Below are 19,934 nucleotides of genomic sequence, written 5' to 3' on the forward strand. Positions count from 1 at the left end.
AAGGGAAACTGAACATGACAGATAAAGTCATCATCGTCACCGGCGGCAGCCGTGGCATCGGCGCGGCCACCGCGCTGCTGGCAGCTCAACGTGGCTACGCGGTCTGCGTCAACTACGTCTCCAACCGTGAGGCTGCCGAATCGGTGGCCGGGCAGATCCGCGCCGGCGGCGGCCGCGCCATCACCGTCGCGGGCGATGTCTCCAAAGAGGAGGACGTGCTGCGCCTGTTCACCACCACAGACCAGGAGCTGGGCCGCGTCACCGCCCTGGTCAACAATGCCGGCATCCTGGAGCACCAGTCCCGCCTGGACGCCATGAGCGCCGAACGCATCACCCGCGTGCTGGTGGCCAATGTCACCGGCAGCCTGCTGTGCGCGCGCGAGGCGGTCAAGCGCATGTCCACCCGTCACGGCGGGCAGGGCGGGGCCATCGTCAACCTCTCGTCGATGGCGGCCAAGTTGGGTGGTCCGGGGGAATACGTCGACTATGCCGCCTCCAAGGGCGCCATCGATGCCTTCACCATCGGCCTGGCCAAGGAAGTGGCTGCCGAGGGCATTCGCGTGAACGCCGTGCGTCCCGGCCTGATCTATACCGACATCCACGCCAGTGGTGGCGAAGCGGGCCGTGTCGACCGGCTCAAGGATGCCGTCCCCATGAAGCGCGGCGGCACCGCCGAGGAAGTGGCCAACGCCATCCTGTGGCTGCTGTCGGAAGAGTCTTCCTATGCCACCGGCACCTTCATTGACGTCTCCGGCGGCCGCTGAAGCTACGCCCGCTCATTGAACGAGGAGCTCCCATGGACAGCACCAGCACCGTCTCCCCGCGCCGCATCGATGTGCTGCTGGCCCGCTATGCCGAGAGCCATCGCCATCCGATGAATGAACTGATCCACTGCATCTGTGTGCCGGTCATCGTATTTTCGCTGCTCGGCCTGTGCTGGATCGTGTCGCCCGCCGTGGCCCTAGTGGTGGCCGCCGCTGCGCTGGCCTACTACCTGCGCCTGTCGCCGCCCTTTGCCGTGGGCATGCTGGCCATGTCGGCGGTGATGCTGGTGGTGCTGGCGCGATTGCCGCTGGGGGCCGTGCTGCCGGTGTCGGCGACGGTCTTCGTGCTGGCCTGGATCGGCCAGTTCATCGGCCACCGCATCGAGGGCAAGAAGCCATCCTTCTTCGAGGACCTGCGGTTTTTGCTGATTGGGCCCTTGTTCGTGCTGGCCTTCCTGTACCGCCGCTGGCACATCACGTATTGAGGCGCGCCACAGAGGACAGATTGTCGGCGCGGGACATCTTTGTATTAAGATGTAAAGGAATGTGTGCATCCGCGCCGGATGCGCGATCATGTTGCGTTCGCGCGGACGCCCGAATTCCCCCGCCGCCCGGAGACGGGCCAAACAGTTCTCAGTCGGAGTTTTCAGTATGAAGAAATTGATTTTGATCGCAGCCTTGGGCTCCCTGGTAGCCGGCTGCGCAGTGACACCCAACTCGGCCAGCGTCTACAACACCCGCCAGGCCCAGGGCGAGCAGACCGTGCGCATGGGCGTGGTCGAGTCGATCCGCAACGTCACCATCGACAAGGGTTCAAGCGGCATCGGCACCCTCGGTGGCGCCGCGCTGGGTGGCATCGCTGCCGGCTCCAACATCGGCGGCGGCAACGGCGCGCTGGCGGCCGGCATCGTCGGTGCGCTGGCCGGTGGCGTCCTGGGCAACCAGGCCGAAGCCCACCTGAACAACCGTCCGGGCCTGGAAATTACCGTGCGCCTGGACAACGGCGAACTGCGCGCCATCACCCAGGATGCAGATGAACCTTTCCGCGTCGGCGAGCGTGTTCGCCTGCTGTCCAACGGGCGTACTACCCGCGTGACGCACTGATCGTTGCGAAGCGTATGAAGAAGCAGGACTGCGGTCCTGCTTTTTTTTCGCCGATTTCGCCCATTCATTCAGTTCCGTGCCCAATGATCAGCAGGTTCTTGCTGCGATGAGGAGTCCGCCGTCCGGTCTCCCTGGGCCGTCTTGCCTGCCTTGGGCACCCACCTGCCGCCAACCGGGTGGCTAAACGCCGATATGAAAGAAAACGCCGCCCGGATAGTCCCCCAGGCGGCGTTCCTGCCCGCCAGGCCAGCGAGGGCGGCGGGCATGCGGCAACAGATGAACAGACTTACTTCGCGGCCATGGCCAGCAGCATGTCGTTCAGGCGCTTGACGAAGCTGGCCGGGTCGGCCAGCGCACCGCCTTCGGCCAGCAGGGCCTGGTCGTACAGGATGTGCGACCAGTCGTCGAAGCGCGCCTCTTCGTACTTCAGGCGTTGCACCAGCGGGTGGTCCGGGTTGATTTCCAGGGTCGGCTTGGACTCCGGCGCAGCCTGGCCGGCCGCCTTCAACATGCGCACCAGATTGCCCGAGAGCTCGTTCTCGTCGGCCACCAGGCAAGCCGGGGAGTCGGTCAGGCGGAAGGTCACGCGTACCTCCTTGGCCTTGTCGCCCAGGGCGGTCTTCATCTTCTCGACCAGATCCTTGTACTCGGCTTGCGTTTCTTCGTGCTGCTTCTTCTCGTCTTCGTTTTCCAGCTTGCCCAGGTCCAGGCCACCCTTGGCCACCGACGCCAGTTCCTTGCCCTCGAACTCGGTCAGGAAGGACAGCATCCACTCGTCCACGCGATCGGTCAGCAGCAGCACTTCCACGCCCTTCTTGCGGAAGATTTCCAGGTGCGGGCTGTTCTTGGCGGCCTGGAACGTCTCAGCGGTGACGTAGTAGATCTTGTCCTGTCCTTCCTTCATGCGGCCCACGTAATCGGCCAGCGACACATTCTGCACCTCGCTGTCGTTGTGGGTGGAAGCAAAGCGCAGCAGCTTGGCGATGCGTTCCTTGTTGGCCGCATCCTCGCCGATGCCTTCCTTCAACACCTGGCCGAACTCGGTCCAGAAGGTGGTGTACTTGTCCTTCTGCGCCTGCTCTTCGCTGTTGGCCAGTTCTTCCAGCAGGCTCAGTACGCGCTTGGCCGAACCGTCGCGGATGGCGCGCACGTCGCGTGACTCCTGCAGGATCTCGCGCGAGACGTTCAGCGGCAGATCGGCCGAATCGATCACGCCCTTGACGAAGCGCAGATACACCGGCATCAGCTGCTCGGCATCATCCATGATGAACACGCGCTTGACATACAGCTTGATGCCGCCGCGCTTGTTGCGGTCCCACAGGTCGAAGGGGGCGCGCGCCGGGATGTAGAGCAGCTGGGTGTATTCGCTGCGGCCTTCCACGCGGTTGTGGGTGTAGGCCAGCGGCGCGCCGAAGTCGTGCGAGACGTGCTTGTAGAACTCTTCATACTGCTCGGGCGTGATGTCCGACTTGCTGCGGGTCCACAGGGCGCTGGCCTGGTTGACCGTTTCCAGCTCGTCCTTCTGCACGGTTTCCTTCTTTTCCTCATCCCATTCTTCCTTGTGCATCAGGATGGGCAGGGAGATGTGGTCGGAATACTTGCGGATGATGGACTTCAGTTGCCATGCGGAAAGGAATTCATCTTCGCCCTCACGCAGGTGCAGGATGATGTCGGTCCCGCGACCCGGCTTGTCGATCTGCTCGATGCTGAAGTCGCCCGCACCTTCGGATTCCCAGCGCACGCCTTCGGAAGCGGGCGTGCCGGCACGGCGCGTCTCGACCGTGATGCGATCGGCGATGATGAAGCCCGAATAGAAGCCCACGCCAAACTGGCCGATCAGGGCGGCGTCCTTCTGCTGGTCGCCCGACAGGCGCGAGAAGAATTCCTTGGTGCCCGACTTGGCGATGGTGCCCAGGTGCGAGATGGCCTCGTCACGGTTCATGCCGATGCCGTTGTCGGAGATGGTGATGGTGCGCGCCGCCTTGTCGAAGCTGATCTTGATCTTCAGTTCCGGATCGTCCTCGAACAGGCTGCCATTGTTGATGGCCTCAAAGCGCAGCTTGTCAGCCGCATCCGAGGCATTGGAGACCAGCTCGCGCAGGAAGATTTCCTTGTTCGAATACAGCGAGTGGATCATCAATTGCAGCAGTTGCTTGACTTCGGCCTGGAAGCCCATGGTCTGTTTTTCGGTTGCCATGTGGTTGTCCTTATTGAAGAAATGGATGAGTGAAATAGGCAGAGCTAATCGTCTGTGGGCAGGATATAGGGAGAGACTTGTGGTTTTTCAACCGCATTTTTGTTGTTTTTGTTCTCTTTGTTGCCTCTCCGGCATTTCCCGATGGCATGACGGCAACAAGCTGACCATAATTGCGCAAGTTAACTTTTATCAAGTCAATTGAAATTAAACGATTTTTCCCGTCTTTTTGTAATTGAGCTGCAATTCGCCGGTGATAGAATTGTTTTAACAAAATAGTAACAAATTCGATCAGGCTGATCGAACGGATGTGCAGGCCGGTGCTTCACAAGAAAAAGAACAGGAGTTCCCCGGCTTGATGACGGGAATCGCGGCGAGGGCTGCCGATTCTTTCCTGGGATGCGGGTTGGGTAGGGGAGGCCGGTGGGATACCGGCTGATCGTGTTGATGAGAGTTCTTAAAAGCAAGCGTTTCATACTGGGCGTTTCACTTGGCTTGGCCGCGCATCATGCGCTGCTGGCGGCGGACAAGCCGCCGCTGGCCGCCGCCACAGCCATGCAGGCCACACCGTCCACGGCCGACAACAAGCTCGATACGCCGCCCCAGATCCGTCTGGGTGCCGATCCTGCCGGGCCGTCCGCCGCCGATTACCGCCTGCCGGGTTTGCCGGCCGACACCCCGCCGGGCTCGCCGCAGGATGAAATCCTGCTGTTGCTGCGCCAGTCCGATCCGGACTTTGCCGGCAACCGGATCGCCCTGCCGCAGATCAGCATCGTCACCGAAGGCGAGACCGTACCGGACCTGAGTCTGCGCAGCGTGCTGGACCTTGCCCTCAACAACAGCTACAGCTACGCCGCCACGGCGGCCCAGGCCGACCAGGCGCGCTATGCTTCCAAGGCCACGGCCGGCCAGTTGGGGCCGACTCTGGATGTGCGGGCGCAGAAGGGCAATGAATATTCCTCGCCGTCCTCGGTGATCGATCCCAATACCGGCCTGATCCAGCGCGCCTCCTATAACAAGCGCTGGGACGTGACCGTGATCGGTCGCCAGCCCATCTTCGCACCCGGTTCGTATTACGACTACCGCAAGAGCAGCGCGCTGGCCGATGCCGCCGACCTGCGCCGCGACGATGCCCGCGAGACCCTGTATTACAACGCCATCAAGGCGTATTACGACGTCATGCGCGCCTATGCCACGCTGTCGTTCTCGCGCAGTTATGCGCAACGTATGGCCGCCTTGCTGGACTACATGAACAAGCGCCTCCAGGGCGGCGGCGCCAGCCGCATCGATTTTGAACGGGTGCGCGGGCGCTCGCTCACGGCCCAGTCGGCCGTGGCCGAGGCCGAAGGCGCGCTGGAAAGCGCCATGGTGACGCTGAACCAGATCACCGGCCGCAAGATCGAGCAGATCGAGGTGCCGGACCACATGATGCCGGTCGTGCCCGACACCTCCAAGCTGGCCCTGCAGGATGTCTACGACACCAACCCCGGCGTGCGCGCGGCGCGGCGTGATGTCGATGCCGCCAATCAGGAACTGAAGTCGGCGCGCGCCAGGTTCTCGCCCACGCTGGCGCTGGAATGGACCCAGACCAAGACCCGGGGTGCCGGTGGCGCCATCGACACCACCGACAACAGCCTGCAGCTGACCACCGATCGTCGCCTGATGATGGTGGTGACCATGAACCTGCTCAATGGCGGGTCCGACCTGTATTACAGCAAGCAGGCCGGCGCCAAGTACGTGGAAAAGAGCAATACCGCGCTCGACCTGGAACGCAAATTGCGTGAGCAGATCGAGATCAACTACCGCACCCTGGGCGCGGTGCGAAAGCGCATGGAGATCTCGCGCCAGGCCTATCTCACCAACGCCAACGTGGCCGACGTCTTCCTGGAGCAGCTCTCCACCGGCAGCAAGCAATTGCTGGACGTGCTGGACGCCTACCAGCAGGCCTACCAGGCGCGCATGGATTTTGCCAACCTGTTGTTCCAGCAGGCCGATATCAGCTACCAGATCCTGCGCAACACCGGTCGCGCATCGGCGCTGGAAACTCTGCCCGCGCGGGCAGCCAAATAGGACGGGGGAACCATGGAGGGCGGACGTGAGCAGAACTTCTGGCCAGGCTTCGTGGACGCACTGTCCAACGTGGTGCTGGTGATGATCTTCGTGGTGGTGGTGTTCGTGGTGACGCTGTTCTACTACTCCCAGAAGCTGGCGCAGATGAAGATCAGCAAGCTGATCTCGCAGGGCCAGGTGCAGGTTGTGGGCCAATCCAAGGCAACCAAGACCGATACCATCGCCACCGCCGACAGCAACAGCACCAACAGTGCCGAGACCCCGGGCGAGCGCGAGAAGGCGCAGGAGATCGAACAGTTGAAGCGCGAAGTGGCCAGCCTCAAAGCCAGGCTGGCGGCGCCGCCGCTGCAATCCGACAATGGCAGCCTGCGCAGCGCCGCCGCGCCGTCCAGCCCCAACGCCATCCAGGTCAAGACCGAACCCAATGACAAGGAAGTTGCACCCGGCCTGCGCATCGATGCCAACGAAAAGGCCGTGACCCTGAACTTCGATGCCGACTCCACCCAGTTGAACGAGGAGGGTAGCCGTGCCCTCGACAAGAGCATCGGCGACTGGGTGCGCCGCGCCAAGTCCAGCCAGGGCAAGATCGTGGTCACGGGCGTCATCGGCAGCGGCGCCTACAGCGAGAGCCGGCGCCGCGCCTACTACCGTACGGTGGCGGTACGCAACTACCTCATCGACGCCGGCGTGGACAAGGCGCGCGTCACCAGTCGCGTGGCTACCGATGAAAACGGCAACGGCAACGATGCTCGTGTGATCGTGCAATACCAGGCCCAGCCAAAATGACGCTCTCGCTCAAGCCCGGCACCGGCCACGGGATCAGTTCCCGCAGCAAGGGCTTCATGCGCCGCGTGGCGCCGCGGCTGGACCGTCGCCTGGGCCAGTTGCAGAGCATGCCGCGACCGCGCCTGGCGGTGCTGGCCTGTGCGTTGTTGCTGGTCTTGCTGGTGATCTGGTCGATGCTGGCCCCCATCGACATGGTGGTGCGGGGCAACGGGCGCATCGTCGCCTCCGAACACAACCAGATCATCCAGCACCTGGAAGGCGGCATCGTCTCGGCCATCTTGGTGCGCGAGGGTGCGGTGGTCAGGAAGGGCCAGACCCTGGTCTCGATTGCCGACGTGCGCGCCAATGCCGACCTCGGCGAAGGCCGTGTGAAGATTCTCGGCCTGCGCGCCAAGATCGCACGCCTCTCGGCCGAAGCCGCCGGAGCCGCCAGCCTGCAGATGCCGGCCGACCTGGAACACGACGACCCCGCCGTGCAAAGCGAACAGGCCGCCTTCGCTGCGCGCTCGGCCAAGCTCACGCAGGAAATGTCGGTATTGCGCGAACAGTCCGCGCAACGCCAGGCCGAACTGGGTGAAGCCATCAGTCGCCAGAAGAGCCAGACCAGCGAACTGGATCTGGCACAGCGCCAGTACAAGCTGATCCACAACATGCTCGAACGCAATGCCGCCTCGCAGCTGGAAGACATCCAGGCCGCTGCCCGCGTGCAGGATGCGCAGAGCAAGCTCTCCGCCAACGAAGCCATGATCCCGCGCCTGAAGGCCGCCATCGCCGAGTCCCAGGCCAAGATGGGAGAAGCGTCGTCGCGCTTCCGATCGGACGCCCGCACCGAGCTGACCGCTGCCGAAAACGAACTGGCCCGCCTGCAGGAAGAGATCAAGTCGCGCAATGACCGCGTCTCGCGCTCGGAGGTGAAGGCGCCCATGGATGGTGTGGTCAACCGCGTGCTGATCAATACCGTCGGCGGTGTGGTCCGCCCGGGCGACCCCATCATCGAGATGACCCCCAGCGACGACAAGCTGGTGATCGAAGCCCGCATCTCCCCCACCGACCGCGCCGAACTGGTCACCGGTGCCAAGGCGCGCGTGAAGGTATCGGCCTATGACTATGGCGTCTATGGCGCCATGGAAGGCGTGGTCACCGAGATCAGCGCCGACACCGTCCCCGATGACAACAATCCGCGCGGCGAGCGCAGCTACCGCATCAAGATCGCCGTGCAGCGCGGCGACAACGAACTGCAGCGCAAGCTGGCCCTGATGCCCGGCATGACCGCCAGCGCCGACATCATTGTCGGCCGCCGCACGGTGTGGCAATACCTGATGTCGCCGCTGTCGCGCTTCGGCCAGGGTGCCCTGCGGGAGCCGCGATGAACTGCGCCGCCATCCCCGCATTGACTTATGCCTCGCCGCAAAGCCTTATCCACCAAGGCTTTGCGGCGGTTGACGTTTTCTGCACCAGCCATTTTCCCTGCGTTCTTTTCTCCGGAACCTCGCACGTATGAAAAATCTTCGCCAGTTCTACGCACTTGCCGCCATCCCGACGCTCCTGCTGCTGTTCGGGGCCTTCCTGTTCCGGGCCTTCGTGGGGCATGCGATCCAGATCAATCCCTTCCTCAACCTCTTCATCATCGCCGTGGCGGTGTTCGGGGTGAGCCTGATCTTCTACAATCTCTATCGCGTCAACTGGGAATACGACAAGCTGATGCAGTTCTACGACCGCACCAAGGCCGGCGAATCGATGGACAGCCTGGTCAAGGCGCCCGAGTTCGAGGGCACGGAGATCGGCCAGGTGCTGGTCTCGGTGGCCAGCACCAAGGGTCGCCTGACCTCGCGTATCGAACAGGAAACCATCGAGGGCTCGCTGCATGACTTGCGCGCCCATCTCGATGCCAAGACCGAGTTCCCGCAATTCCTGACCGGTTTCATGATCGCGCTGGGCCTGCTGGGCACCTTCATCGGTCTGCTGGAAACGCTGGTCAGCACGGCGGCGCTCATCGACGGCTTCGGCAAGGCCAGTGCCGGCGGCGACATGGATGCCTCCTTCATGCACCTGGTGGCCGACCTGCAAAAGCCGCTGGCGTCGATGGGGACGGCCTTCTCGGCGTCGATGTTCGGCCTGATCGGTTCGCTGGCCCTGGGCCTGACGTTGACGCCCCTGCGCGCGGCCAGCAAGAAGCTGGTCACCCGGGCCCGTGAATGTATCAGCGACATGGTGCAGCACGTGGTGCACGACATGAGCGGCCCGGCCGCCACCCAGCGCCAGGGCGTCTCCGAAACCTTCCTCGCCGAATTCCTGCAGGACCTCATGGTGTTGCAGCGTGAATCGATCATGGCTGCGCGCAACAGTTCGGAAGCCTCACTGCAGGCCGGCATCAAGCTGGAAGGTCTGAACGATCGCTTGAACAACATCGTCCAGCTCTTCAACGACAGCATGGAAGAGTCGCGCAGCCTGCGCCAACTGGTGGCCTTCGGCCCGCGCATGCACGAAACCGCGCAGCAGACGCTGGAAGAAATCCGCAACGTCGGCCAGCTGATCAACACCAAGATCACCTCGGCGCGCGATCTTTCCGACAGCCTGTCCTCGCTGGAAGAGCGCCTCTCCGTCAATGGCGATATCGCCAATCGCACCTTCGAAGTGCTGCCGCAGATCGTCACTACCATCCAGACCGGCCAACTGGCGTTGTCCACGGCGCTCAATTCCTTGCAGGCGCAGCAGGGCGAAATCTCCAGCATGAACGAGAAGAACGCGCAGAATATTGCGCAACTGCCGGCGCTGCTGAACCAGATCTCGGTACGCCTGGCCGACGAGATGGGTGCCATCCAGTACCAGGGCGAACTGCAGGCCACCGTGGCGGCTCGTCTGAACGAACTGGGCAACACCATCGGCGAGAACTCCAGCAACATGGCGCGCGATGCGCTCTCCGCACGCCAGCTGCAGATCGACCTGGCCAAGCACATGGCGACCCAGAACGACCGCGTCAAGAACCTGGGGGCCATCCCGCAATCGCTGACCTCCATCACCGAAGCGCTGATGCGCCAGAACATCAACTGGCAGACCGTCATCGAAGAAATGCGCAGCGGCCGCCAGACCATGGTCAAGGACCTGCGTCTGGAGCTGCGCGAAGCGATCCGCGAACTCACCGCGACCAATCGCGGCGGCCAGGCCTGATGCCGGCCTGACGACGATCACCGCACACCATGAACGCCAGCGAACAGGTCCACATCGATCAGCCGCAAGTCCGCACGGACCTGCGCGCCGATCCCACTTACCTGACGCTGCTGCGCGCCTATGGCAGCCGCTTCGTCGAAATCATCGTCGCCGGCATCCTGGTCAACCTGCTGGGTTTGCTCATGCCGCTCTATTCGCGGCTGATCTACGACAAGGTGCTGGGCAATCACATCCCGGAAACGCTCTGGGCGCTGACGCTGGGCATGCTGCTCTTCATCGGGCTGGAGCTGGTGTTGCGCATCATCCGCGTGTATTACACCGAGCAACTGGCCGGTCGCCTGGATGGCGAATTCGACGAAGTCTCGGCACGCCGCCTGCTGACAGCCAAGGTACAGGCCCCGGTGGGCGTGGTGCTGGCGCGCTACCGCGATCTGTCGGCCGCACGCGACCTGCTGTCCTCCAACTACATGCTGCTGCTGGTGGACCTGCCGTTCCTGGCGCTGTATCTGGTGGTGCTGGGCCTGATCGGCGGCCACATGGTGTGGGTGCTGCTGGTGGGCGGTGCCTTGCTGGTGGGGCTGCAACTGCTGCTGAAGGTGCCGGCCAACGATTACGCCCATGCCGCCATGAAGGCCGGCACCGGCAAGGTCGACAAGCTGGCCAGCATCGTCTACGGCATGGAAACGCTCAAGACCACGCCCCTGCAGGACCGCCTCATGCGCGCCTTCCTGGCCGATGCCGGCGCCAATGCCGTGGCCCAGGCCAAGAGCCGTTTCTGGATGAACACCAGCTACGCCATCTCCACCGTCGGCTACACCTTCATCTCGGTGGCCACGCTGGTGGTCGGTGTCTATCTGGTGGAAGACAACCTGCTGACCGTCGGTGCGCTCATCGCCTGTTCGCTGCTGATCAGTCGCGCCACCACGGTGCTGTCCTCGCTGGCTGCGCTGTTGGGGCGCATCGAGATGTTCCGCCGTGCCCGTGCCGAATTCGACCAGTTGTTCGAAGAGCAGGAAGAAACCCCGACCGCCGACGTGCTACGCCAGGAAATGCGCGGCCTGATCCAGGTCGGCAATCTGCTGCTGCACCTGGACCAGAAAGAAAATGCGACCCTGAAGAATATTTCGCTGACCATCCAGCCCGGCGAGAAGGTCGGCCTGGTAGGACGTTCCGGCTCCGGCAAGTCCACGCTGCTGCGGGCGCTGGCCGGATTGCACAAGCCCGACGAAGGCCACGTCCTCATCGATGGCGTGGCCGTGACGGCCTATGCCCCCGAAGTGCGCATGCGCTGCATCGGCTTCAAGCCGCAGGAACCCTTCCTTTTCGATGGCACGGTCGCGGCCAACATCTTCGTGGGCGACCGCGTGCCGGGCCAGGTTTATGAAGCTGCGCTGGCGGTATCGTCACTGGATGACCTGATCGCGCGCGGCGAGCTGCGCCTGGATCAGGCCATCAAGGCGCCCGGCAATCTCTCCGGCGGCCAGCGTCAGATGGTGGCATTGGCCCGCGTGATCGCCTGCACCCCGCGCATCCTGCTGCTGGACGAACCGACGACCGGCGTGGACCAGCAGACCGAGGCCCGCATCATCGAGCGGCTGGCGGCCTATGCCGGCTCCCGCACGCTGGTGGTGGCCACCCATAGTCCGGCGCTGTTGCGCCACGTGGACCGCATCATCGTCATCGAGGGCGGGCGCATCGTGGCAGACGGACCGCGCGACCAGATTTTGCAGTGACTCTGCCAGGCAGGATCACACCGAACCAGATTCGAAACTCGAACGATCTTCGATAGCGAGGAAACATGGCAACCGCAAGCTCATCACAAGCGAACTCCGCGGACAAGGTGGCAGGCCCCGTCAAGGTGGTCATGCCCGACCAGGCCGGCAGCTTCCAGGTCAGCGCCACCCGCGCGGCCGTGCAGCACGTGCAGGTGGTCGACGTGGACATGGTGCTGCACATGGCCGACGGCACCAAGGTGGTGCTGGCCGGCGGCGCCATGGAGGCGATGGACGACAAGTCCAAGGTCAAGTTCACCGACACCAGCGCCGATACCGGCAAGCTGCTCGATACCGTGGGCAAGATCGCGCTCAAGCCCAACGACCAGTCGCGCGTGCTCAATTCCGATCCCGTGAGCTCGGCGCCCAACGTGGCCCCGGCCCAGACGGTGACGGTGGATCGCAACTCGGCCAGCATCGGCGGCGAGGGGGCCACCCAGTTCGCCCAGATCATCAGTGACAATGCGGCGTCCCTGACCAGCAGCAGCGCCAGCTCCAAGTCGGCCACCTCGGCAGGTCCTGTCGTCGGCGGCGATACCACCCACACCACCGTGGGGGCCACGGCAGCGGCGGCGCAGGATCTGGTGTCCAACACTCCCCCGGTGTTTTCGCCCCAGATCAATCCCAATTCCAACGACGCCCCCGTCAAGCCGAGCGATCTGCAGCTGCCGCCGGAACGCCCCGGCAGCCAGCCCTCCACCATCGTGGTCGATCCTTCGCAGCCATCGATGGCGATCAAGCTGGTCAACCTCGCCACGACCACGCAGAGCGGCGATGTTCTCCGGGGGAGCGGTGGCGTGGCCGCTTCGGCCACCGATGCCGGGCTGCCGCTGCAGTTCAGTACCCAGGTCATCAATGCCCCCGACAGCGTGCATACGATTTACGCGGCGGGCAACAATGCCGGCACCTTCATCAAGGTGTTCGACGTGACCATCACCGGCAGTGGCACGGTGGTGTCGGTGACGGTCTCGGGCGTACCGGCGGGCATGTCCATCGTCAACGGTACCGACCTCGGTGGCGGACGTTTCCAGGTGTCGGTGGCGGCCGGTCAAACCGACTTCCCATTACAGTTCCAGTACAGTACGGTGGAAGCCAATTCAGCCTCACCGGTACACCAGGCTTTCGACCTGAGCTTCACCACCGTGGTGGCTACCTCCAATGGCCAGCTCACCCTGAACGACACTCGCCACGTGGCCATCAAGGATGCCAGTGCCTATGGTGACCTGAGCTATCTCGACCCGGCCACCGGCGACCCGGTGCTGGTGCTGCCGGCCCAGGGCCTGCCGCACGAGATCCATGCCGGCAACGGTGGCGTGACCGTCTATGGCAGCAACGCCAATGACTTGCTCTATGGCGGCACCGGCAACGACGTGCTGATCGGCGGCAGTGGCAATACCTTCTTCGAAGGGGGCGCCGGCGCCGACCAGATCGTGGGCGGCCTCAACAGCACCGGCACCAACGTCAACACGGCCAGCTATGCGGGGTCCTCCGCCGGCGTGACAGTCAACCTGGTCACCGGGGCGGGCACGGGCGGGGATGCCCAGGGCGACCAGCTGAGCAATATCCAGAACCTGCGCGGCAGTGCCTTCGACGATACCTTCGTGGCCAGTGCAGCGGTCAACCGACTCGACGGTGGCAGCGGCGGGTCCGATACAGTGTCGTACGCTTCATCGAACAGTGCCGTGACAGTCAACCTGGTCACCGGCACCGGGTCGGGCGGATACGCGCAGGGCGACACCTATACACATATCCAGAACGCCATCGGCAGCGACTACAACGACATCTTCATCGCCAGTGGCGACGCCAACCGCTTCGATGGCGGGCTGGGTTCCAATACGGTGTCCTATGTCAACTCCAATGCCGGGGTGAACGTCAACCTGCAAAGCGGGGTGGGCAGCGGCGGGGCGGCGGCGGGCGATAGCTACGTGCGCATCCAGAACGTCATCGGTACCGCCTACAACGATACCTTCGTGGGCAGCGCCGACGCCAACAGTTTCGATGGCGGCAGCGGCGGCAGCGATACGGTCAGCTATGCCGGGTCGACGACGGGGGTATCGATCAACTTCGTCTCCGGACGCGGCACCGGCGGCTATGCCGAGGGCGACAGCTACAACCACATCCAGAATGCCATCGGCTCGGCCTTCGATGACGTCTTCATCGCCGGGGTGGACAGCGTGCACTTCGATGGCGGCAGCGGCGGGTCCGATACGGTGAACTACGGGGCATCGACCGGCGCGGTCACGGTGAACATGATCACCCTGAGCGGCAGCGGCGGCTATGCGCAGAACAATACCTATACCAACATCCAGAACATCGTCGGCAGTTCATATTCCGATACCTTCATCGCCAGTGCTGCCGCCAACAACTTCAACGGTGGGCTGGGCGGTTCGGATACGGTCAGCTATGCCAATTCCAATGCCGCCGTCACGGTCGACCTGACGCACTCGGATGGCACCGGTACCTCTGGCGGTTATGCCCAGGGTGACGTGCTGGCGCACATCCAGAACCTGGTCGGCAGCAGCTTCAACGATACCTTCATCGCCAGCGCCGACGTCAACAACTTCGACGGCGGCGCTGGCTCCAATACGGTCAGCTACATCTACTCGACAGGTGGCGTGACGGTCGATCTCACCAATGCCATCGGCACCGGTACCGGCGGCTACTATGCGGCGGGCGACTCCTTCAGCAACATCCAGAACCTGATCGGCAGTGCCTACGACGATACCTTCGTAGCCAGCGCCGATGCCAATACCTTCGATGGTGCCGGTTCCAATCACAACCGCGTCAGCTATGCCGCCTCCACCACGGCGGTCACGGTGGACCTGAACTACACCGACGGCACCGGCACCTCAGGCGGCTACGCCCAGGGCGACAAGCTCTCCAACATCCAGGACCTCACCGGCGGTGTTGGCAATGACAGCTTCGTGGCCAGTGCCGCGGCCAACAACTTCGACGGCGGAGCCGGCTCGAACCGCGTCAGCTATGCCGCATCGAACGCCGGCGTCACCGTGGACCTGGTATTGGGCAGCGGCAGCGGCGGCTATGCCGACAACGATACCTACGTCAACATCCAGAACGTCACCGGCAGCGCCTCCGACGACACCTTCATCGCCAGCCTGGCTGCCAATGATTTCGTCGGCGGGGCCGGCACCAATACGGTGAGCTATGCCAAGGCCAGCGACGGCAACGGCGTCACCGTCGACCTGTTCCATGGGACCGGCAGCAACGGCTTCGCCGGGGGCGACACCTACAGCGGCATCCAGAACGTGATCGGTTCGGCCTACGACGATACCTTCATCGCCGACAGCAACAGCAATGTCCTTGCCGGCGGGCTGGGTTCCAATACGGTCAGCTATGCCTTCTCGACGGCGGCAGTCACCGTCAACCTGGTGACCGGCAGCGGCAGTGGCGGCTTTGCCGCGGGCGATACCTACACCGGCATCCAGAACGTGGTCGGCTCCTCGCTCGACGACGTTATCATCGCCAGCAGCGAGGCCAACAGCATCGATGGTGGCACCAGCACGGCCAGTTCGCACAATCGCGTCAGCTATGCCGGTTCCGACGCCGCCGTCACGGTGGACCTGAGCTTCACCAATGGTAGCGGCACCTCCGGCGGCTATGCGGCGGGCGACAAGCTGGTGAATGTGCAGGACCTCACCGGCAGCATCTACGATGACACCTTCGTGGCCAGTCTGGCGGCCAACAATTTCGACGGCGGTAGCGGGTCGCTGCACAACCGGGTCAGCTATGCGCACTCGACCACCAGCGAGACCATCAACCTCTTCACCAGCAGCGGCAGCGGCACCTACGCTGCGGGCGATACCTACACCAACATCCAGGACGTGACCGGTGGTTCGGGCGACGACCTCATCATCGCCAACGCTGCCGCCAACTTCATCGATGGCGGCAGCAGCACGGCCAGCTCGCACAATCGCGTGAGCTACGTCAACTCGAGCGTGGCCGAGACGGTGGACCTGTTCAATGGCGTGGGCACAGGCGGTACCGGCAGCCTGGCCAATGGCGATACCTACGTCAACATCCAGGACGCCACCGGTGGCAGCGCCGATGACACCTTCATCGCCAGTGCTGCGGCCAATCATTTCGACGGCAGCGGCGGCACGCACAACCAGGTCAGCTACGCCAACTCCAGTGTCGACGAGACGATCGACCTGCTCGCCGGCCAGGGCAGCGGCGGCACCGGCAGCCTGGCAGCAGGCGACACCTACACCAACATCCAGGATGCCACCGGTGGCAGCGGCAACGACACCTTCTATGGCAACACGGTGGCCAACCGCTTCGATGGCGGCGGCGGCAGTCACAACCGGGTCAACTACGCCAGCTCCACCGTGGCCGAGACCGTGAACCTGTTCGCCGGTACCGGGTCGGGTGGCACGGGCAGTCTGGCCAATGGCGACACTTACACGAACATCCAGGATGTGACCGGTGGTACGGCCGATGACGTCTTCATCGCCAGCGCGGCTGCCAACGCCTTCGACGGTGGCAGCGGCTCGCTGCACAACCGTGTGAGTTACACCAATTCCACCGTGGATGAAACCGTCAACCTGGTCACCGGCCAGGGCACGGGCGGCACCGGCAGTCTGGCCAACGGCGACACCTACATCAACATCCAGGACGTCACCGGCGGGGGCGGCAATGACACCTTCTACGGCAACACGGCGGCCAACAACTTCGATGGTGGTGGGGGCAGCCATAACCGGGTCAACTACAGCAGCTCCACGGTCTCCGAAACGGTCGACCTGTTCACCGGCAATGGCAGTGGCAGCACCGGCAGTCTGGCCAATGGCGATACCTACACCAACATCCAGGACGCTACCGGCGGTGTGGCCGATGATCTCTTCGTAGCCAGCGCGGCGGCCAACAACTTCGATGGCGGCACCAGCACGGCCAGTTCGCACAACCGTGTCAGCTATGCCAACTCCACGGCCAATGAGACCATCAACCTTGTCACCGGACTGGGCAGCGGCACGCTGGCAGCCGGCGACACCTACACCAACATCCAGGATGCCACCGGTGGCAGCGGTAATGACACCTTCTACGGCAACAGCGCCGCCAACAGTTTCGATGGCGGTGGCGGTACGCACAACCGGGTCAATTATTCCAACTCCACGGTCGATGAAACCGTCAACCTGATCGCAGGCACGGGCAGCGGCGGTACGAACAGCCTGGCCAATGGCGATACCTACACCAACATCCAGGACGTGACCGGTGGCAGCGGTAATGACACCTTCTACGGCACCAGTGCCGCCAACTTCTTCGATGGCGGTGGCGGCAGTCACAACCGCGTCAACTACAGCAGTTCCACCGTGGCCGAAACGGTCAACCTGTTCAACGGCACCGGCAGCGGTGGCGCGAACAGCCTGGCCAATGGCGATACCTATACCAACATCCAGGACGTCACAGGCGGCTCGGCCGATGATGTCTTCATCGCCAACAGCGCGGCCAACTTCTTCGACGGCGGCACCAGTACGGCCAGTTCGCACAACCTGGTCAGCTACGCCAATTCCAGTGCCGACGAAACCGTCAACCTGGTCACCGGCACCGGCAGTGGCGGCACGGGCAGCCTGGCCAATGGCGATACCTACATCAACATTCAGGACGTCACCGGTGGCGGCGGCAACGACACTTTCTACGGCAACAGCGCGGCCAACAAATTCGATGGCGGTGGTGGCAGCCACAACCGCGTCAACTACAGTACCTCGAGCGTCTCGGAGACCATCGACCTGTTCAACGGCAGCGGCAGCGGCGGCACGGGCAGCCTGTCCAACGGCGATACCTACACCAACATCCAGGACGCCACCGGCGGCACCGCCGATGACGTCTTCATCGCCAGCGCAGCGGCCAACGCTCTCGATGGCGGCACCGGCTCGCTGCACAACCGCGTGAGCTACGTCAATTCCAGCGCCGATGAAACCATCAACCTGCTCACCGGCAGTGGCAGCGGCGGCACGGGCAGCCTGGCCAATGGCGATACTTACGCCAACATCCAGGATGCCACCGGCGGCAGCGGCAATGACACCATCGTGGCCAGCCTGGCGGTGAACTTCATGGATGGCGGTGCCGGGTCCAATACCGTCAGCTATGCCGGCTCGGCCAGCAGCAACAGTTCCACCGGCGTGACGGTGAATCTCTCAACCGGTGTCGGCAGCGGCAACTACGCCCAGGGCGATACCTACGCCAACATCCAGAACGTGATCGGCAGCGACTGGGCCGATACCCTGACCGGCTTCGCCACGGCGGGTGTGAGCTCGGTGCTGACCGGCGGCAAGGGCGCTGACAGCCTCACTGCCGTGCTCGCCAACCGTGCCGATACCTATGCGTCCTATGCCGGCTCGTCAGCGGGCGTGAGCATCAACCTGCAGGCCGGCACCGGCAGCGGCGGCGATGCCCAGGGCGATACGCTGTTCAACATCGACAACCTCATCGGCAGCAGCCAGAACGACACCTTCTTCGCCAGTGCCAATGCCAACAAGCTCAGTGGTGGCGCGGGGGGCTCCGATACGGTCAACTACTCGCTCTCCACCAGCGGTGACGGTACTACCGGCGTGACCGTGGACCTGTCCACGGGCACCGGCAGCGGCAACTATGCGCAGGGCGACACCTATGTCAGCATCGAAAATGCAGTCGGCAGTGCCTTCAACGACACCCTGACCGGCTTCGCCACGGCGGGTACGCAGTCGGTGCTGGAGGGCGGTGCAGGTGCGGACACCATCACCGCAGTCAACGGCAATCGTGCGTCGACCTATGCCTCGTATGCCGGTTCCGGCTCGGCCGTGACCATCGACCTCAAGAACGGATCCGGCACGGGAGGAGATGCCCAGGGCGATATCCTGGTCAACATCGACAACGTCATCGGCAGCGCCTTCAACGACCTCTTCAAGGCCAGTACCCAGGCCAACAAATTCGACGGCGGCAGCAATGGCGTGGACACCGTCAGCTACGAATACGATACCGGCGGCGTGACCGTGGACCTGACCAACACCCTGGCGGCCACCGGCACCTATGCGGCGGGGGACACCTTCACCAACATCGACAACCTCACCGGCGGCGCTGGCAACGATACTTTCTATGCCAGCGGCGTCGCCAATTTCTTCGACGGCGGGGCGGGCAACAACACCGTCAACTATGCACGCTCGGGCAGCTCGGCGGTGGTGGTGGATCTGTTCCATGGCACCGGCAGTGGCGGTTATGCAGCCGGGGACACCTACGCCAACATCCAGAACGCTACCGGCAGTTCCGGCAGCGATACCTTCTATGCCAGCAGTGCGGCCAACATCTTCAACGGCGGGGCAGGGGGGAGCGATACGGTCAGCTACCTGTATTCGACCGGCAGTACGATCTCCGCCAGCCTGGTGTCGGGCGGTAGCGGCGGCGATGCCAGCGGCGACAGCTACATCGGCATTGCCAACCTGGAAGGGAGTGCCAACGTCGATAGCACCCTGACCGGCAACAGTGCGGCCAACGTGCTCTCTGCGCGTGGCACCACCACCACCAACGTACTCGATGGCGGCGGCGCCAGTTCGGGCACCGACATCTTCAACGTGGTCGATGGCGGCAGCAATTCGGTCACGGTGGGCAGCGGCAGCAACCTGATCAACGTGAGTGCCGGCTCGCACAGTTCGGCGGGGGCGCAGAGCGACATGGTCAACCAGACCACCGGCAGCGCCAACATCCACAGCATCAGCGGTGGCGCCGGCGTGACCACGCTGCATTTCGCCGATCTGGGTTCAACGCTCAATCTGAGCAACTTCTCCAGCAAGGTCACCGGCATCACCACGCTGGACGTGAGTGCCGGCAGCGGTACCAACGTCATCATCACGGCCGATGACGTGCGTCAGATGGGCATGGACGGCAGCGGCATCTCCAAGGTGCTGACCGTCAAGATGAGTTCCTCGGAGAGCTTGCAGATCATGGCCAATGGTTCTGACCACTACGTCTACTTCCCCGGTTCGACCGACTATGCCTTCTACAACGCCAGCAATCAGGAGATTGCCCGCATCCATCTGGTGACGGCCTGATGGAACGATGAGCCGGGGCCGGCCTGCCGTGCGGGAAGAG

The 19,934-nt window shown here is 63.5% G+C and carries 10 protein-coding genes; 9 read left to right on the forward strand and 1 reads right to left on the reverse strand.

The features are described 5' to 3' along the window. Positions 1 to 14: 14 nt before the first annotated feature. The 3 genes from GWL_RS05900 to GWL_RS05910 all read left to right on the forward strand — a co-directional run bounded on the left by GWL_RS05900 (position 15) and on the right by GWL_RS05910 (position 1,868). Positions 15 to 764 carry an SDR family oxidoreductase gene (locus tag GWL_RS05900; RefSeq protein ID WP_008327697.1) on the forward strand — a complete coding sequence of 250 codons (750 nt, stop codon included), beginning with the start codon at positions 15 to 17 and terminating at the stop codon, positions 762 to 764. Positions 765 to 796: 32 nt separating this feature from the next. Continuing rightward, the gene (locus GWL_RS05905) at positions 797 to 1,249 is read left to right on the forward strand and encodes a DUF962 domain-containing protein (protein ID WP_008327698.1); all 453 of its coding nucleotides are present in this window, start codon (positions 797 to 799) and stop codon (positions 1,247 to 1,249) included. A 166-nt stretch (positions 1,250 to 1,415) separates the two neighbouring features. Further along, entirely contained in the window at positions 1,416 to 1,868 is a 453-nt protein-coding gene (locus tag GWL_RS05910; RefSeq protein ID WP_008327699.1) for a glycine zipper 2TM domain-containing protein, read from the forward strand. A gap of 286 nt (positions 1,869 to 2,154) precedes the next feature. On the opposite strand, the gene htpG is transcribed toward GWL_RS05910, so the two are convergent. Continuing rightward, on the reverse strand, positions 2,155 to 4,065 hold the full coding sequence (gene htpG, locus GWL_RS05915) for a molecular chaperone HtpG (protein ID WP_008327700.1): 1,911 nt from the start codon (positions 4,063 to 4,065) through the stop codon (positions 2,155 to 2,157). Between the two features lie 444 nt (positions 4,066 to 4,509). Between htpG and GWL_RS05920 the strand changes: the two genes are divergently transcribed. The 6 genes from GWL_RS05920 to GWL_RS05945 all read left to right on the forward strand — a co-directional run bounded on the left by GWL_RS05920 (position 4,510) and on the right by GWL_RS05945 (position 19,894). Continuing rightward, positions 4,510 to 6,132, forward strand: coding sequence for a TolC family protein (locus GWL_RS05920; RefSeq protein WP_369770087.1), 1,623 nt, complete (start codon positions 4,510 to 4,512; stop codon positions 6,130 to 6,132). A gap of 12 nt (positions 6,133 to 6,144) precedes the next feature. Then, positions 6,145 to 6,918, forward strand: a complete 774-nt coding sequence (locus GWL_RS05925) for an OmpA family protein (protein ID WP_008327702.1) — start codon at positions 6,145 to 6,147, stop codon at positions 6,916 to 6,918. After that, positions 6,915 to 8,288, forward strand: coding sequence for an HlyD family type I secretion periplasmic adaptor subunit (locus GWL_RS05930; protein ID WP_008327703.1), 1,374 nt, complete (start codon positions 6,915 to 6,917; stop codon positions 8,286 to 8,288). Before GWL_RS05925 ends, GWL_RS05930 begins: the two co-directional genes overlap by 4 nt. Before the next feature lie 127 nt (positions 8,289 to 8,415). Continuing rightward, positions 8,416 to 10,086 carry a hypothetical protein gene (locus tag GWL_RS05935; protein WP_008327704.1) on the forward strand — a complete coding sequence of 557 codons (1,671 nt, stop codon included), beginning with the start codon at positions 8,416 to 8,418 and terminating at the stop codon, positions 10,084 to 10,086. 29 nt (positions 10,087 to 10,115) lie between these two features. Beyond that, positions 10,116 to 11,819 (forward strand): peptidase domain-containing ABC transporter, encoded by a 1,704-nt coding sequence (locus GWL_RS05940; protein WP_008327705.1) that lies wholly within the window; start codon positions 10,116 to 10,118, stop codon positions 11,817 to 11,819. A 131-nt stretch (positions 11,820 to 11,950) separates the two neighbouring features. Then, positions 11,951 to 19,894: a calcium-binding protein gene (locus tag GWL_RS05945; protein ID WP_008327706.1), complete on the forward strand. Its 7,944-nt coding sequence runs from the start codon at positions 11,951 to 11,953 to the stop codon at positions 19,892 to 19,894. Positions 19,895 to 19,934 lie beyond the last annotated feature (40 nt).

The organism is Herbaspirillum sp. GW103, assembly GCF_000261365.1.
GTDB lineage: Bacteria > Pseudomonadota > Gammaproteobacteria > Burkholderiales > Burkholderiaceae_D > Herbaspirillum.

Excerpts from the sequence above, each read along its gene's own strand:
- GWL_RS05900 (WP_008327697.1), top strand. The coding sequence starts at position 15 with ATGACAGATAAAGTCATCATCGTCACCGGCGGCAGCCGTGGCATCGGC.
- GWL_RS05905 (WP_008327698.1), top strand. The coding sequence starts at position 797 with ATGGACAGCACCAGCACCGTCTCCCCGCGCCGCATCGATGTGCTGCTG.
- GWL_RS05910 (WP_008327699.1), top strand. The coding sequence starts at position 1,416 with ATGAAGAAATTGATTTTGATCGCAGCCTTGGGCTCCCTGGTAGCCGGC.
- htpG (WP_008327700.1), bottom strand. The coding sequence starts at position 4,065 with ATGGCAACCGAAAAACAGACCATGGGCTTCCAGGCCGAAGTCAAGCAA.
- GWL_RS05920 (WP_369770087.1), top strand. The coding sequence starts at position 4,510 with ATGAGAGTTCTTAAAAGCAAGCGTTTCATACTGGGCGTTTCACTTGGC.
- GWL_RS05925 (WP_008327702.1), top strand. The coding sequence starts at position 6,145 with ATGGAGGGCGGACGTGAGCAGAACTTCTGGCCAGGCTTCGTGGACGCA.
- GWL_RS05930 (WP_008327703.1), top strand. The coding sequence starts at position 6,915 with ATGACGCTCTCGCTCAAGCCCGGCACCGGCCACGGGATCAGTTCCCGC.
- GWL_RS05935 (WP_008327704.1), top strand. The coding sequence starts at position 8,416 with ATGAAAAATCTTCGCCAGTTCTACGCACTTGCCGCCATCCCGACGCTC.
- GWL_RS05940 (WP_008327705.1), top strand. The coding sequence starts at position 10,116 with ATGAACGCCAGCGAACAGGTCCACATCGATCAGCCGCAAGTCCGCACG.
- GWL_RS05945 (WP_008327706.1), top strand. The coding sequence starts at position 11,951 with ATGCCCGACCAGGCCGGCAGCTTCCAGGTCAGCGCCACCCGCGCGGCC.